Genomic DNA, 16,471 nt, shown 5'->3' with positions numbered 1-16,471 from the left:
CAAAGAGAGAATGAGGTGATTATGCGCTGGCAAGGGCGTCGTGAAAGTAACAATGTAGAGGACAGACGTAATCGGCCAGGCGGCCCCTCGCTGGGGGGCCCTGGCTTTCGTCTTCCGCGCGGAAAAGGCGGCATCATTCTGTTGGTGGTGGTGTTGGTCGCAGGGTACTATGGGGTGGATTTAACCGGTCTGTTGACCGGTCAGCCGGTTTCGCAGCAGCAGTCGACGCGTTCGATAAGCCCCAATGATGATGAAGCGGCAAAATTTACCTCGGTGATTCTGGCGACGACCGAAGATACCTGGGGTCAACTCTTTCAAAAAATGGGGCGCGGCTATCAGCAGCCAAAACTGGTGATGTACCGTGGTATGACGCGCACCGGCTGTGGTGCGGGTCAGTCCGTGATGGGGCCGTTTTACTGCCCGGCGGACGGCACCGTTTATATCGATCTCTCATTTTACGATGATATGAAAAATAAGCTGGGCGCGGACGGTGATTTTGCCCAGGGTTATGTCATCGCCCACGAAGTCGGCCACCACGTACAAAAACTGTTAGGTATTGAGCCGAAAGTACGCCAGTTGCAGCAAAACGCGTCGCAAACGGAGGTGAATCGCCTTTCGGTGCGCATGGAGCTACAGGCGGATTGCTTTGCCGGCGTGTGGGGACACAGTATGCAGCAGCAAGGCGTACTGGAGGCGGGCGATCTGGAAGAGGCGCTCAATGCCGCACAGGCTATCGGCGACGATCGCTTACAGCAACAGGGGCAGGGGCGCGTCGTGCCGGATAGTTTTACCCACGGCACCTCAGAACAGCGCTACAGCTGGTTTAAGCGTGGCTTTGACAGCGGTGACCCGGCGCAATGTAATACGTTTGGCAAAAACTTTTGATAAACCGGGGCAGGGATGTCTGATATCGATGCGCTACAGGCGTTAACGTCGCAAATGACACAGGAAGGCATTCGCCGTTTACTGGTCATCAGCGGCGATGCGGCGTGGTGCCGGGAGCGGGCCGAGGCGATACGCGCTGCGCTGCCCGGTGACTGGCTGTGGGTCGCGCCTGACGCGCCCGCCCAGCCGCGCTGTACGCCACAGGCGTTACAAACGCTGCTGGGCCGTGAATTCCGTCATGCGATATTTGATGCCTGGCAGGGCTTTGACGCCGCAGCGTTTGCCGCCCTGAGCGGGACCTTGCAGGCCGGAAGCTGGCTGCTTCTGCTGATGCCGCCGTATGAGACGTGGGAAAGCAGGCCTGATACCGATTCACTGCGCTGGAGCGACTGCGCGCAGCCTATCCCCACACCGCAGTTTGCACAGCATCTTAAACGGACTCTTTCCCGCGATCCGCAAACGCTGCTTTGGCGACAGCACCAGCCGTTTTGCTGGCCATCTTATCCTTCCCGTGAACGCTGGCGACCCGCCACCGGCGAGCCGCAGCCGGAGCAGGCGGCTATCTTATCGCGTTTACGTGAAATGCCGCCCGGCGTGGCGACGGTGATTGCCCCCCGTGGGCGCGGCAAATCGGCGCTGGCCGGGCAATTCATCTCCCGGATGGCGGGCACGGCTATCGTGACCGCACCGGCGAAAACGGCAACGGATATCCTGGCAGCGTTTGCCGGTGAGCGGTTCTGCTTTATGGCGCCGGATGCGTTGCTGGCGAGCGGAGCAAGTGCCGACTGGCTGGTGGTTGACGAGGCGGCGGCAATCCCCGCACCGCTGCTGCTGCAACTGGTTTCGCGCTTTCCCCGCATACTACTCACCACCACCGTTCAGGGCTACGAAGGCACCGGACGCGGTTTTTTACTTAAGTTTTGCGCCCGTTTTCCGCAACTTCACCGCTTCACGCTTCGTCAGCCTGTCCGCTGGGCGCCAGAATGCCCGCTGGAAAATATCGTCAGCGAGGCGCTGATATTCGACGATGAAGCGTTTGCGCAGGCGCCACATGGCGCGATAGCAATCTCGGCGTTTTACCAACAGGCCTGGGGGAAGACGCCCGCGTTGCCGAGGGCTGTGTATCAGTTACTGTCGGGGGCGCACTATCGTACTTCGCCGCTGGATCTGCGCCGAATGATGGATGCGCCAGGACAGCATTTCTTGCAGGCTACGGCGAATAACCGTGTGGCGGGCGCCCTCTGGCTGGTCGAAGAGGGTGGGTTATCCGCAGAACTCAGTCACGCTGTATGGGGCGGTTTCCGGCGGCCGCGTGGAAATCTGGTGGCGCAGTCGCTGGCGGCGCACGGTAGCGACCCTTTAGCCGCGACGCTGGTCGGGCGTCGCGTAAGCCGTATCGCGGTGCACCCCGCCCGCCAGCGCGAAGGCATCGGTCAGCAGTTGATTGCCTGCGCGTGCGAGCAGGCGGCGCAGTGTGATTATCTTTCCGTCAGCTTTGGCTATACGCCGGAGCTGTGGCGCTTCTGGCAGCGCTGCGGCTTTGTGCTGGTACGGATGGGCAACCATCGGGAGGCGAGCAGTGGTTGCTATACGGCGATGGCGTTATTGCCGCTGAGCGACGCGGGAAAACGGCTGGCGCAGCAGGAACACCAACGTTTGCGCCGCGATGCGGATATCCTGACGCAGTGGAACGGCGAGGCGATACCGCTGGCGGCGTTACGCGAACAGGCGCTTAATGATGAAGACTGGCGTGAGCTGGTCGGTTTTGCTTTCGCGCACCGCCCGCTACTGACATCGTTAGGTTGCCTGCATCGTTTACTGCAATACAGCGCATTGCCATTACCGGCGCTGAGAGGGCGGCTGGAAGAAAAAGCCAGCGATGCCGAACTGTGCGCCCGGCTACGCATTTCAGGCCGTAAAGCTCTGCTGGCGTTGCAGCGTGCGCAGGTGGCGCAGGCGCTGATTGCGCTGGATGCCGGACGAACGCAGCGTTTGCGCGACGTAATGCCCGGCGGTGGGGACCATGCCGGATAGCGATACCTGTCCGGCATGTTATCCGGTTACTTTTTCGGCTGATCTTTCTTCGGCCAGTCTTCTTCATCGTCCCACTTATCGTTAAAATCGCGATGCGGGGGCAGTTCAGGTTTATTGGCAAGGAATTTCTTATGGTCGATGCGTTTGAGATCTTTGATCACATTCAGCAGTACGCCTACCAGAAACACCAATACCAGAATCCACCAATATTTTGCCAGCCAGTCCATGCTTATTTCCTCTTACCGGAACGCTCATCAGGCGACGAGCTGTTCCATAATGCGTTGATACATACGGGCCAGTAGCTGGAGATCGGCGGCATTCACACATTCATTAATTTTATGAATGGTGGCGTTCACCGGCCCCAGTTCTACCACCTGCGCTCCCATACGGGCGATAAAACGTCCGTCGGACGTACCGCCCGTCGTCAGTAATTGCGGTTTAATTTCATTATAGTGCTCAATGGCGTTTACCACCGCGTCCACCAGCTTGCCGCGTGCGGTCAGGAACGGCTGGCCGGAAAGCCACCAGTCTACGGTATAACGTAGCTGATGCTTCTCAAGCAGCGCATGTACCCGCTCTTTGATCATCTCATCGGTCAGTTCCGTGCTGAAACGGAAGTTAAATTGCACGAACAGTTCGCCGGGAATGACATTATTGCTGCCGGTGCCTGCCTGGATATTGGCTACCTGCATACTGGTGGCCGGGAAAAAGTCATTGCCCCGATCCCACTCGATAGCGACCAGTTCATTAAGAAAAGGCGCAGCGCGATGAACAGGGTTATCCGCCAGATGCGGATAGGCGACGTGCCCCTGAACGCCATGAATAGTGAGGTTACAGGTGAGGGAACCGCGACGCCCGTTTTTGACGACATCGCCCACAATTTCGGTACTGGAGGGTTCGCCGACCAGACAGTAATCCAGCCGCTCGTTACGGGCCATCAGCGCTTCAACCACCTTTACGGTGCCATTTTTTGCGCTGGCTTCCTCATCAGAGGTAATCAAAAACGCGAGGCGGCCCCGGTGATGAGGATGCTGCGCAACAAAACGTTCAGCAGCCACCACCATGGCCGCCAGTGAACCTTTCATATCCGCCGCGCCGCGACCGAACAACATTCCGTCGCGAATCGTAGGCTCAAACGGCGGATTGATCCAGCGATCGACATCGCCAGCCGGTACGACGTCAGTATGCCCGGCGAACGCCAGCGTTTCGCCACGTCCACGCCATGCCCAAAAATTTTGCGTGTCGCCAAAATCCATATGCTCAATGGTAAAACCGATTTTACGCAGGCGTTCAATCATTAATGCCTGACAGCCTGCGTCATCCGGACTCAGGGAGGGGCGACGAATAAGTTGCTGTGTCAGCTCAATAACCGGGCACGACATAGACTACACCTCATCAAAAAACTGCTGATAACGGGATTCACTGAAACCAAGCAGCATAGGCTTCCCGGGCGCGCAGAGCAATGGGCGTTTGATGATTGCCGGCTGTTCAACCATGAGAGCAGCGGCGGAGTCGGCATCGGTAATCCCGCTGCGGTCGCCTTCATCCAGTTTGCGCCATGTTGTGCCGCGCGTATTCAGTAACGGCTGCCAGCCGAGTTCGGCAATAAAGGTATTAAGAAGAGGGAGGTCTATGCCATCCACACGGTAATCGTGAAAACGATAATCAATGCCATGCTCCTCCAGCCAACGGCGCGCTTTTTTGATCGTGTCGCAATTCTTAATGCCATAGAGGGTAATCATATTGAATCCTTTAACGCGAAATTCGAATAAATAATCAATAGTATCGTCTGCGGGATAATAAGTGTGGCTGTTAATGGTTATTTATCCAGCGCTGATCGGCAATCAATATAACATTGTTGAGTGAATGTGAATAATGATTCCAAAACGTTCCAGATGTGGCTTGTTTATAATTCGCGAGGAAAATCCTATTTTGCGCACATGCAATTGATTGTTTTTTAACCCGATTTGATAAAGTAGTAGAAAAGGTATTAATGTTGCTAAATATTGCAGTAAGTCACATAAAATTTACGGCTACAGCGCCATAGTAATATCATAGACAGCATAACCAGAGGATATCGCAACAATCGGTTAAATGAACTTCTCTCTATACCGCTAACTACGTAGAATACCCATAATAATAAGAGAGGCTATTATGATTGAACGTGAACTGGGGAACTGGAAAGATTTTATCGAAGTCATGCTTCGTAAATAAATGCCTGGAAGGCACCGCGCTCCCATAGGGGATAAGAAAAGGCGACTCAACGAAAGTCGCCTTTTTTGTGCCCGACACCTCGTATCAGGCTGGCCGGGAGCTTATTCCGGGCGCGGCTTCAGCGGGAAGCGGCGACGTATCAGCACGAAAAACAGGGGTACAAAGAAGATAGCCAGAATGGTTGCTGAGATCATTCCCCCCATCACGCCGGTTCCGACAGCATGTTGGCTACCCGAGCCTGCCCCGGTGCTGGTGGCCATCGGCAATACGCCAAAGATAAACGCCAGCGAAGTCATCAGTATCGGTCGCAGGCGCTGGCGGCTGGCGTACAGCGTGGCGTCTAACAGCGCGTGTCCCTTCTGATTCATTTCGTTGGCGAATTCCACAATCAGAATCGCGTTTTTCGCCGAGAGGCCGATAACGGTCAACAGCCCCACCTGGAAGTAAACATCGTTTTCCAGCCCGCGCATCCAGGTAGCGAGTAGCGCGCCAATGACGCCGAGCGGCACAACCAGCATCACCGAGAAGGGCACCGACCAGCTTTCATACAATGCCGCCAGACACAGGAAGACGACTAATAGCGAAATAGCGTACAGCGCGGGCGCCTGCGCGCCGGAGAGCCGTTCCTGGTAAGACATGGCTGTCCATTCCAGGCCAAAACCGCCCGGTAGCTGATGCACCAACGACTCCATGACATCCATCGCCGTCCCGGTACTAACCCCCGGCGCGGCCTCTCCGACAATTTCTACCGCCGAATAGCCGTTATAGCGTTCCAGACGCGGCGAGCCGGTTTCCCAGCGCGAGGTGGCGAAGGCGGAGAAGGGGACCATGCCTCCATCTTTGTTACGGACATACCAAAGATTAATATCATCCGGCAACATACGATATTTCGCTGCGGCCTGAACATAGACTTTCTTCACGCGACCACGGTCCATAAAGTCGTTGACGTAGCTCGATCCCCAGGCTGTTTGCAGGGTGTCGTTGATATCGTCAATCGATACGCCCAGCGCCTGCGCTTTTCGTTGGTCAATATCAATTTGCAGTTGCGGGCTGTCGTCCAGGCCGTTGTGGCGCACGCGGGTCAAGGAACTGTTTTTCCCGGCCAGCTCAATGAGTTGATCTCGTGCGGCCATCAGCGCGTCATGGCCTGCTCCGGCGTGATCCTGTAATTCCATATCAAAACCGGCGGAGCTGCCCAGACCGCTAATTGCCGGCGGGCTGCTGGCGAAGACGCGAGCTTCTTTAATCTGGTTAAACGCTTTTGTCGCCCGCTCAATAATGGCGAACGAGGAGCCGGTGGTGGGATCGCGCGCGTCCCAGTCTTTCAAGCGAACAAACATGCGTGCGACGTTTTGCCCATTCCCGCCAGGGCCGGAACCTACCGTCGAGAAGACCGACATAATGTTGTCTTTCTCATGGGTGAAGTAATAGTTTTCAACCTTTTCAACGACTTTCAGAGTCTGCTGTTGCGTAGAACCGCTCGGTAGCTGGATAGACGTAGTGAACATGCCCCGATCTTCTTGCGGCAGAAAGGAGGTGGGGAGGCGCAGAAACAGGAACACCATGCCGCCAAGCAACAGAACATAAATCAGAATCCAGCGCAGGCTGCGATGCAAAATTTTCGCTACGCCTTTCTCATAACGTTCGGCATTACGATTGAAGGTACGGTTAAACCAGCCGAAAAATCCGCGTTGCCCGTGCTGTTCGCCTTTGTGCAGCGGTTTTAATAACGTTGCGCACAGCGCCGGCGTCAGGATCATGGCGACCAGCACCGACAGCACCATTGCCGAGACAATGGTGATAGAAAACTGACGATAAATCGCCCCGGTGGTACCGCCAAAGAACGCCATCGGCACGAATACCGCAGACAGCACCATCGCGATACCGACCAGCGCCCCCTGGATTTGTCCCATGGATTTGCGCGTCGCTTCACGCGGCGTGAGCCCTTCTTCGCTCATGATACGTTCGACGTTTTCCACCACCACGATGGCATCGTCGACCAGGAGCCCGATCGCCAGCACCATCGCGAACATGGTTAATGTGTTAATACTGTAGCCGAACGCGTAAAGCACAGAGAAGGTGCCCATTAATACTACCGGCACGGCGATCGTCGGAATTAGCGTGGCGCGAAAGTTTTGCAGGAACAGGTACATCACCAGGAAAACCAGCGCGATAGCCTCCAGCAACGTTTTGACCACATCGATAATCGAGGCTTTGACAAAGGAGGTGGTTTCATACGCGATCTTGTATTCCAGCCCTTGAGGGAAGTACTGCGCCAGCTCGTTGAGGCGATCCAGCACCAGCTTCGCGGTCGCCATTTCGTTCGCGCCGGAGGCCAGCTTAACGCCAAGACCGGAAGCCGGCTTGCCGTTAAAACGGCTGAGGTAGTCATATTTTTCCGCCCCCAGCTCCACGGTGGCGACATCGCCCAGTTTGACCTCGGAACCGTCCTGATTAACGCGCAGGGTGATATCGCGAAATTGTTGCGGCGTTTGCAGCAGTGACTGCGCATTAATGGTGGCGTTCAGCGCCTGTTTGTCGACCGAAGGCGTACCGCCAAGCTGCCCGACGGCGATTTGCGCATTCTGCGACTCAATTGCATCGGTCACGTCTTTCGTGGTCATCTGAAAACTATTCAATTTGGCCGGATCGAGCCAGATACGCATAGAGTACTGTGAACCATAAGCGTCAATATCGCCGACGCCGTTGACGCGGCTGAGCGGGTCCTGAATATTACTGGCGACGTAGTCGGCGATATCCTGCTTGTCCATAGAACCGTCGGTAGAGACGAAAGCGATGGTCAAAATATTGGTATCGCCCGTTTTGCGTACCGTGACGCCTTGATCCTGTACCGCCTGCGGCAGTTTACGCATCGCGGACTGTAACTGATTTTGCACCTGCTGAACCGCCTCATCAGGATCGGTTCCCGCAATAAAGCTCAGGGTGATGGTCGCCTGTCCGGTTCCGCTGCTTTGTGATGACATGTACATCAGATTATCGAGGCCCGTCATATTCTGCTCAATAACCTGGGTTACGGTATTTTCCAGCGTTTGCGCCGACGCTCCCGGATAATTCGCGGTAATACGTACGTTGGGCGGCGCCAGATCGGGATATTGTTCAACAGGTAAAGAGAAAATGGCTAACGCCCCTGTCAGACACAACAGGATAGCCAGCACCCAGGCAAAAATGGGGCGATCGATAAAAAAATTCGCCATTAAAGGGAAACCTCGTGTTTCTACATATCGTTATAGATTTGAACTGCTTCACTGTAGCGGCAAGCTACGAGCCAAACGTGGAGAAATAAAGGAGATAATGTAAATTATCATGCGCTTTTACAGCATACTTTTTGTGCCAACGCCGGAAAGCCTGACATCTGGCCTTCCGGCGATTTGCCGTTCTTTACGTTAACTGACTCTCTTCCTTGTTGGAGGAGCGAAAACTGATACTGACCAGTGTGCCGCCGCCGGAGGGTTGCGAAAAATTCAGCGTGCCGCCAAGGCGCTCCGCGCGCTCACGCATTATATTCAGACCATAGTGTCCGGCAGGCTCATGCGGTTCGCCGATACCAATGCCATTATCGCGAATATAAACGGTATGATCGCCGTCAGGCGCGGTGACGCAGCTCACGGCGATTTCGCTCGCGTTGGCGTGTTTAATGGCGTTCAGGACCGCTTCGCGCACAATTTGCAACAAATGCACCTGCATTTGCGCATCCAGCGCCAGCGTGGGTAAACGGCAATCCAACGTGAGTTTGGCCGGGGTCTGACTCTGTAAATCTTCCAGCATCTCATGTAATGCGGAGGGTAAATCGGCCTGCTGTAACGTCAGACGGAACGTGGTGAGTAGCTCGCGAAGCTGACGGTAGGCGTCGTTCAGCGCTCTGGAAAAATCCGCCATGATGCTTTGCGCGCCGGCGTTATCTTCTGGAATGGCGCGCTTCAAAAGCGTTAACTGAATACGTAAATAAGAAAGTACCTGCGCCAGCGAATCGTGTAGCTCACGGGCAATCGTCGCGCGCTCTTCCATTAACAAAAGTTGCTGGAAGTGTTTTTGCGCCTGATTAAAGTACAAACCACGCCCCAGCATCGTGGAGACGCTGTTCAGCAGCGGCGTAGAGGCATTAACGTTGGGGCTTTGCCAGTGGAGTTCGCCATAGACCGTGTCCTGCATCGTCACTGGCAGCATTTGCATCGGCAGGTCGGGGCTTTGCGTGCCTTCGCTAATCCGCCAGTTATCGCCCACGGTTAACTCCAGATACCAGGCGGCGTCATGTTCACGGACAATTTGCAAAATATGGCGAAAACAGTGGACGTCGATTTGGCTGGTATTCAGCGCCTGAGAGCACTGGTATAACACCTCCAGGCGGCGGTGCGCTTCGTGCAGATCGTGCGTTTTTTCTTCCACCGAGGCTTCCAGCGAACGGTAAAGTTTATGCAGCTCGCTCGACATCTGGCTAAACGTTTTCGCCAACAATCCCAGCTCATTGGGTAAGCTGGTATCCAGCGGCAGCGGGGCGAACTGACCATGTTCAATACGCTGACTGGCGGTGACCAGTTGATTCAGCGGGCGAACGACCTGCTGGCGAATACGCCGTAGGGTAAAAAAGACCAGAGTAAATATGCCGATACCGCCCGCCAGCGATATGGCGACGACCAGCATGACTTTACGCTCGGCGTAATGCTGTAACGCCAGAACGAAGAGATCAATTTGATCGACATAATTGTTGATATTGGTCTGATACCAGGCAATGTCGCCGTCCTGTAGGCGGCTATTCATCTCCAGCCAGTTGGCGTGCAGGCGCGCGTAGCGAGTTTTCACCGCCTGCGGCACATACCAGGCGTTGAGATTTTGCAGTACCGGCGAGTTGAGCGCGTGCTGGAAAAGTTGACGATGCGCATTAATCTGCGGGCTACGGCTTTGCAGATCGTAACCCAGCCGATAGCTCTGCATTCGTAGCGAACCGGCGATATTGATCGCTTCGGCATCCCGTAAACTGCTGGTCAGCGTCAGTAATGCGCTGCCGGTGGACAGAATAGACAACAGCACAATATAGAAAAAAGCCTTAGCCAGACTGGCTGAGACCGGGCGTTTAACCGTCACGCTGGCACTCCCCGCATTTAGCTGAATCGCAATTGCATTTGCTTTGAAATAAATTGATCTGCCACAGGTTCTGGACAGATAGTTGTGCTTCCTAGGCAGATGAACATTGCCGACCCCGCCTTCGTCAGTTAATAACAATGCTCATATAAAGAATAAGGTTTTTACAACCAAAACAGAAGGATGCCATGAATCGTTTTATTATGGCCAATAGCCAGCAGTGTCTGGGCTGCCATGCCTGCGAGGTCGCCTGCGTAATGGCTCACAATGATGAGCGACATGTCCTGACGTCACAGCGCTATCAGCCCCGAATTACTGTCATTAAACATCAGCACCAGCGCAGCGCGGTCACATGTCACCATTGCGAAGATGCGCCCTGCGCCCGTAGCTGTCCGAACGGCGCGATCGCGCATATTAACGACAGCGTGCAGGTCAATGCGCAGAAGTGCATCGGCTGTAAATCCTGCGTCGTCGCCTGTCCATTCGGCACCATGCAGATGGTATTGACGCCCGTCGCGCCAAACCAGTTCAAAGCCAGCGCGCATAAATGCGATCTGTGTCAGGGACGTGAACAGGGTCCGGCCTGTGTGGAAAATTGCCCGGCGGATGCGCTGCAACTGGTCACCGAAGACTCGTTGACCCGTCTGGCTAAAACGCGACGGCTGCGTACCGCCCGGCAGGAGATTCGCCCCTGGCATACCGTGGATACACAACACAGTGGGGCAGCAAGCAGCAAAGCCGAGCGTATGCAGGCGACGCCGCCGCGCGGCGAACCGGATAAACTGGCGATTGAAGCGCGTAAAACCACCTTTGAGGAAATTTATCTGCCGTTTCGCGCCGCGCAGGCGGAGCGTGAAGCGTCCCGCTGCCTCACATGCGGGGAACACAGTATCTGCGAATGGACCTGTCCGCTGCATAACCATATTCCCCAGTGGATCGAACTGGTGAAAGCTGGCGATATTGATGAGGCGGTAGAGCTTTCTCACCAGACCAACTGCCTGCCGGAAATTACCGGGCGCGTCTGTCCGCAGGACCGGCTATGCGAAGGCGCGTGTACACTCCGCGATGAGTATGGCGCGGTTACCATCGGCAACATTGAGCGCTATATCTCCGATCGCGCTCTGAGCAAAGGCTGGCGTCCCGACCTGTCGGACGTACAGAAGAGCGATAAGCGCGTGGCGATTATCGGCGCGGGGCCGGCAGGTCTTGCCTGCGCTGACGTGCTGGCGCGCCATGGCGTAAGCGCCACCGTCTACGATCGCCATCCGGAAATCGGCGGTTTGCTCACCTTTGGTATTCCGGCTTTCAAACTGGATAAATCTCTGCTGGCGCGCCGTCGGGAGATCTTCAGCGCGATGGGGATTCGTTTCGAGCTTAACTGCGAAGTAGGGAAAGATATTTCTCTGGAGACGCTGCTGGAGAGTTATGACGCCGTCTTTGTCGGGGTAGGAACCTATCGTTCCATGAAGGCTGATTTACCGAATGAAGACGCGCCGGGGGTATATGATGCGTTACCATTCCTCATCGCCAATACCAAACAGGTGATGGGGCTTCCGGCGTTGCCTGACGAGCCGTTTATTGATACTGCGGGTCTTAACGTGGTTGTGCTGGGCGGCGGTGACACCGCAATGGACTGCGTACGTACGGCGCTGCGTCATGGCGCTGCTAACGTCACCTGCGCTTATCGCCGCGATGAGGCCAATATGCCGGGGTCGAAAAAAGAGGTGAAAAACGCGCGGGAAGAGGGCGCGAACTTTGAATTTAACGTTCAGCCGGTTGAGTTGGTGCTGGATACGCACGGGCGCGCCAGCGGTATTCGCTTTTTGCGTACGCGGCTTGGCGAACCGGATGGTCAGGGGCGACGCCGCCCGGTACCTGTACCGGACAGCGAGTTCGTGATGCCGGCAGATGCGGTCATTATGGCGTTTGGTTTTCATCCGCATGGTATGTCGTGGCTGGAATCGCATGGCGTGAAGGTGGATAACTGGGGACGTATTGCCGCCAGCGTCGAGAGCGAGTTTCGTTACCAGACGTCCAACCCGAAAATTTTCGCTGGCGGCGATGCGGTGCGCGGCGCCGATTTGGTGGTGACGGCGATGGCAGAAGGCCGACATGCCGCGCAGGGGATACTCGACTGGTTAGCTAAATAAGCGTATTTGTAGGCCGGTTAAGGCCTGGAACGGTTAAATGATTGAGTGATAAAAAATCTTAAACTTATTGGCTAACCTTACTCCGTTTGCAGAAATGTTGACGCTCGCAGGGCTGGACGCCCTGCGATAAACATTTTTCCGTCGGGTCGACGTTTAACCGGCCTGATGAGGCCAATCTTAGTATTGAAAATAGAGTGTAAATTGAAGGAAGGGACGCTATGAGAATCCCTTCTTAGAGCCTATCCCATTAGGGCTATTTTACTTGCCATTTTGGACCTGGGCAGTGCTCGCCAAAACGCGTTAGCGTTTTGAACGCCGCTTGCGGCGGCCCGAAGGGCGAGCGTAGCGAGTCAAACCTCACGTACTACGTGTACGCTGCGGTTTTTGCGCGCTGTCCGTGTCCAAACTGGCTGCGTCAATAACGCCTGGTGGGATAGGCTCTTAATTTTTATTTTAAGGAACCATATATCTGGTCAACAATCCAGCCATATGTCGCCGCAGGTAATAATCCACTGACAAAAACATTTGGATTCACTTTAGGATTTGCTACCGGCGAGTGCGGCCTGTTACCTAAAATCACAATCGCCATATGATTAACCGGATCGATAGACGTCAGCGTGCCGGTCCATCCGGTATGTCCATACGTTTGCGGACTGGCTAATACCCCGAACGTGGGGGTCATTGAGGCGTTGCCGTTAACGCGCCACCCCAGACCAAAGGTAGCGTCTTCTGGCGAGCGGCGAGTAAACTGCGCAACCGTTTTGTCGTCGAATAGCTTCACGTTACCGTAGCCGCCCCCATTGAGCATGACTTGCATTAACACAGCCATATCATGGGTGTCAGAAAACAGTCCGGCGTGTCCTGAAACGCCGCCCATTGAGTACCAGGCTTTTTCGTCATGCACCTGGCCCCATAGTGTACCGGTGCGAATATTGGGGAAATGAATCACGCCGTCACGCGTGTTGCCATGTAGTTCCGTTGCGGCGATTTGCGGCGGCGTGAAGCCTTTCATCAGCGGGTTAAAGACGGTATGTTTTAATCCGAGCGGTTTATAAATGGTGGTTTCGACGTAGCGATCTAATGGCATTGCCGTTATCGATTCAATGATAAAACCAAGAATCATATAATCCACGTCGCTGTAGATATGCTTCGACCCAGGTTGATATTCCAGCGGTGTCTTTTTAATCATCTCCAGAGTAGTGCTTTTACTCTGTGAAAATAATTTACCGGCGACGTTTTTATTGGGATATTGTGGGTCGGCAGGAAAGCCCGCGACGTGATGAAGAATATCAATAATGCGGAGTTTATCTTTGCCTTTTATTTTATCCCCAGGCATATCCTTAAAGCCGGGGATATATTTTGATACCAAATCATTGACATCTATTTTTCCTTCATACACTAGTTTTTGCAATGCGAAGTTAGTGGCATACATTTTTGTGTTTGAAGCCAGATCATACATCGTGTTAGTGGTCGCCCGAATGGGATGGGCTAACAGCGTGGAACCGTCATATTTTTTGGCATAGCCCCAGGCTTTTTGTAGAACAATATGATTATCTTTTATCACCAGAAGATTGATGCTGGGATATCCGGCATCAATTTGATTTTGAATCCAGCCATCAAGTCGGTGAAGTTTTTGGCTATCAAACCCCACCTGATCAGGGCTCGCGATGGTCAATACCGGATACTCAACGGCAAAAGCTGAAAGGGAAAACGTCAGTAGAACCGTCGCAACGAGAGTAAATTTCATGATGATTCCCTCAGTCTCACTCCGGCCGTCAAATCATATCGCGAGCATGGACTCTGCGGCCCGGAGAAGCAGAATATGGTCATGGCAGTGACAGAAAAATATGGCTGTACGTCCGTTCAGTCGGCATTAAGGATTAACCCTTCAGCAGACAAAACCGGCCTCACGGCGTAATATTAATGCTCTTTTTACACCCTGGAGCCAGCATGTCGCAAACCATTACGCTTATTAAGGATAAAATTCTTTCTGATAATTATTTTACTCTGCGCAACATTACCTATGACCTGACCCGTCGTAATGGCGAGGTTATCCGTCACAAGCGTGAGGTTTACGATCGCGGGAATGGCGCAACCATTCTGCTTTACAACTCAACTAAAAAAACCGTGCTTCTGGTTCGTCAGTTTCGCGTGGCGACATGGGTCAACGGTAATCAAGACGGTATGTTAATTGAAACCTGCGCTGGCCTGCTTGATAACGACGAGCCGGAGGCCTGTATCCGTAAAGAGGCCATTGAAGAGACAGGGTATGACGTTGGTGAGGTACGCAAGATATTTGAGCTGTATATGTCGCCAGGCGGCGTCACGGAGCTGATTCATTTCTTCATTGCCGAATATCATGATAGCGAGCGTGCCAGCATCGGCGGCGGCGTGGAGGACGAAGAGATTGAGGTGCTTGAACTGCCGTTTTCCCGGGCGCTGGAAATGGTGCGCTCAGGCGAGATTCGGGACGGTAAGACCGTGTTATTGCTTAACTATTTACAGACGTCTCATCTAATGGACTGAAAAAAAAGAAATATATTTCTTTACACAAAAAAGACCAATCCGATAAATCTGATTGAGAACCCTGATGCGCGCAAGGAAGATACCGCCTTAGCTGTGTTGTTCTGAATCTGGGGTTGTTCCGTTCATGCGCTACCGCGTTATTCTTTTTTGTCTGTTTGGCCTGTTGCCGGTCCAGCTACTGTGGGCTGCGCCAGCGCAACGGACTTTTTCCGACTGGCAGGTCACCTGCAATAACCAAAATTTTTGCGTAGCGCGCAATACTGGCGAACATCATGGGCTGGTGATGACATTAAGCCGCAGCGCCGGGGCGCGAACCGATGCGGTACTGCGTATCGACCGCGGCGGTTTGGCGCCGCCCGACGCTAAAGAAGCCGCAATTGCGCCTCGCTTATTGCTGGATGGCAAACCGCTTTCGTTCAACAGTCCACACTGGCGCGTGTCGCCCTGGCATCTCATGACCGGCGATCCTGCCACCATCACCGCATTTTTACAGACGATTCAGGATGCGCAGGCTATCACCTTAAAAAACGGCGTTCAGACGCTTTCGCTGGCGGGATTAAAAGCGGCATTACTGTTTATCGACGCGCAACAAAAACGTGTGGGCAGCGAAACCGCCTGGATTGAAAAAGGAAACGAACCGCCGCTCAGCGTGCCCCCGGCACCGGCATTAAAGGGGATCGCCGTGATTAATCCAACGCCCGTACCGCTGAGTGAGGAAGAACGCGACGATCTGCTGGACTACGCAGCATGGCGGGTAAACGGCATTCGTTGTTCGCTTGACCCGCTGCGTCGCGAGACGCAGGTCAGCGCGTTGACGGATGATAAAGCGTTATTGATTGTTAACTGCGAAGCCGGCGCCTATAACACTATTGATCTCGCCTGGGTAGTTTCACGCAAAAAAACGCTCGTCTCGCGCGCCGTACGTTTGCGGCTGCCGTTTAATCGCGGCGTCGAAAGTAATGACATGGAGTTGATGAACGCCTTCTTTGACGAGAAAACGCGCGAGCTGGTGACGTTGGCGAAAGGGCGGGGGTTAACCGACTGTGGTATCCAGACGCGCTGGCGTTATGATGGCGATCGTTTTCGTCTGGTACGTTATGCCGAAGAACCGAGCTGCGATAACTGGCACGGGCCGGATGCCTGGCCTACGCTGTGGATCACGCGTTGAATCCTGGTTGTTATCCCCTTTTCAGAATAGGGATACACCTATTGAGGTTTCATTTATGGTATAGAGATTGCTACGTTACGGTAGGATTGTTACTTTACCCGATAGCCTCACCACAGCAGGAAATAGTATGAAAATAAATAATGGCCCCGTATTATGCCCCCATTGTGGCTGCCTGAGCGCTTATTATGAAATAGATCGGCTGGCGGCGATAAGAGAGAAAGTGAATAAAGAAGGCGGATCAGCGGCATGGGATTCAACATTACAGGCGCATAAAAAAAAGGCCTTTTGCCTGATGTGCCATAAATCCATTGATGAGGTCGTCATCGGGCAGTCAGATGCGCCTGAGTCTACGAAGTAATTTTGCACAGCCTACAGAACAGGTCTGCAGACTGTGCAA

The 16,471-nt window shown here is 54.1% G+C and carries 13 protein-coding genes; 7 read left to right on the top strand and 6 right to left on the bottom strand.

Annotation, left to right across the window (positions count from 1 at the left end):
• Nucleotides 1–21 precede the first annotated feature (21 nt).
• Together ypfJ and tmcA are read left to right on the top strand one after the other, a co-directional pair.
• Nucleotides 22–885, top strand: coding sequence for a KPN_02809 family neutral zinc metallopeptidase (ypfJ, locus tag NBA72_RS17240; protein WP_001267523.1), 864 nt, complete (start codon nucleotides 22–24; stop codon nucleotides 883–885).
• 15 nt (nucleotides 886–900) lie between these two features.
• The gene (tmcA, locus tag NBA72_RS17235; RefSeq protein ID WP_042948353.1) at nucleotides 901–2,919 is read left to right on the top strand and encodes a tRNA cytosine(34) acetyltransferase TmcA; all 2,019 of its coding nucleotides are present in this window, start codon (nucleotides 901–903) and stop codon (nucleotides 2,917–2,919) included.
• 26 nt (nucleotides 2,920–2,945) lie between these two features.
• On the opposite strand, the gene NBA72_RS17230 is transcribed toward tmcA, so the two are convergent.
• From NBA72_RS17230 to NBA72_RS17220, 3 genes are read right to left on the bottom strand one after another with little or no spacing between them, the layout of a single operon-like run.
• On the bottom strand, nucleotides 2,946–3,146 hold the full coding sequence (locus NBA72_RS17230; protein WP_000383842.1) for a YpfN family protein: 201 nt from the start codon (nucleotides 3,144–3,146) through the stop codon (nucleotides 2,946–2,948).
• A 27-nt stretch (nucleotides 3,147–3,173) separates the two neighbouring features.
• A complete protein-coding gene (gene dapE, locus NBA72_RS17225) occupies nucleotides 3,174–4,301 on the bottom strand; it encodes a succinyl-diaminopimelate desuccinylase (RefSeq protein ID WP_001277825.1) in 1,128 nt (375 codons plus the stop codon).
• A 3-nt stretch (nucleotides 4,302–4,304) separates the two neighbouring features.
• On the bottom strand, nucleotides 4,305–4,661 hold the full coding sequence (locus tag NBA72_RS17220; RefSeq protein WP_000631923.1) for an ArsC family reductase: 357 nt from the start codon (nucleotides 4,659–4,661) through the stop codon (nucleotides 4,305–4,307).
• A 412-nt stretch (nucleotides 4,662–5,073) separates the two neighbouring features.
• Between NBA72_RS17220 and ypfM the strand changes: the two genes are divergently transcribed.
• A complete protein-coding gene (gene ypfM, locus NBA72_RS17215) occupies nucleotides 5,074–5,133 on the top strand; it encodes a protein YpfM (RefSeq protein ID WP_001386977.1) in 60 nt (19 codons plus the stop codon).
• Nucleotides 5,134–5,234: 101 nt separating this feature from the next.
• On the opposite strand, the gene acrD is transcribed toward ypfM, so the two are convergent.
• Complete coding sequence (gene acrD, locus NBA72_RS17210) at nucleotides 5,235–8,348, bottom strand: multidrug efflux RND transporter permease AcrD (protein ID WP_001533680.1); 3,114 nt, start codon at nucleotides 8,346–8,348, stop codon at nucleotides 5,235–5,237.
• Between the two features lie 184 nt (nucleotides 8,349–8,532).
• Complete coding sequence (gene narQ, locus NBA72_RS17205; RefSeq protein ID WP_000216814.1) at nucleotides 8,533–10,233, bottom strand: nitrate/nitrite two-component system sensor histidine kinase NarQ; 1,701 nt, start codon at nucleotides 10,231–10,233, stop codon at nucleotides 8,533–8,535.
• Between the two features lie 185 nt (nucleotides 10,234–10,418).
• On the opposite strand from narQ, the gene aegA reads away from it, so the two are divergent.
• Nucleotides 10,419–12,380, top strand: coding sequence for a formate-dependent uric acid utilization protein AegA (gene aegA / locus NBA72_RS17200; protein WP_042948358.1), 1,962 nt, complete (start codon nucleotides 10,419–10,421; stop codon nucleotides 12,378–12,380).
• 448 nt (nucleotides 12,381–12,828) lie between these two features.
• Here aegA and pbp4b read toward each other — a convergent pair whose 3' ends face one another.
• The gene (pbp4b, locus tag NBA72_RS17195) at nucleotides 12,829–14,127 is read right to left on the bottom strand and encodes a penicillin binding protein PBP4B (RefSeq protein WP_042948359.1); all 1,299 of its coding nucleotides are present in this window, start codon (nucleotides 14,125–14,127) and stop codon (nucleotides 12,829–12,831) included.
• Nucleotides 14,128–14,330: 203 nt separating this feature from the next.
• Between pbp4b and nudK the strand changes: the two genes are divergently transcribed.
• From nudK to NBA72_RS17180, 3 genes are all read left to right on the top strand, one after another.
• On the top strand, nucleotides 14,331–14,906 hold the full coding sequence (nudK, locus tag NBA72_RS17190; protein WP_042948361.1) for a GDP-mannose pyrophosphatase NudK: 576 nt from the start codon (nucleotides 14,331–14,333) through the stop codon (nucleotides 14,904–14,906).
• A gap of 124 nt (nucleotides 14,907–15,030) precedes the next feature.
• On the top strand, nucleotides 15,031–16,074 hold the full coding sequence (locus NBA72_RS17185) for a DUF1176 domain-containing protein (protein ID WP_001270670.1): 1,044 nt from the start codon (nucleotides 15,031–15,033) through the stop codon (nucleotides 16,072–16,074).
• Nucleotides 16,075–16,201: 127 nt separating this feature from the next.
• Nucleotides 16,202–16,432: a hypothetical protein gene (locus NBA72_RS17180; protein WP_000700635.1), complete on the top strand. Its 231-nt coding sequence runs from the start codon at nucleotides 16,202–16,204 to the stop codon at nucleotides 16,430–16,432.
• Nucleotides 16,433–16,471: the final 39 nt, after the last annotated feature.

Origin of the sequence: Salmonella sp. NW1250 (assembly GCF_051812965.1) — a bacterium.
Taxonomy (GTDB): Bacteria; Pseudomonadota; Gammaproteobacteria; order Enterobacterales; family Enterobacteriaceae; genus Salmonella; species Salmonella enterica.
Note: the sequence above shows the minus strand (reverse complement) of the source record. Positions and strands in the feature narration are given on the sequence as shown.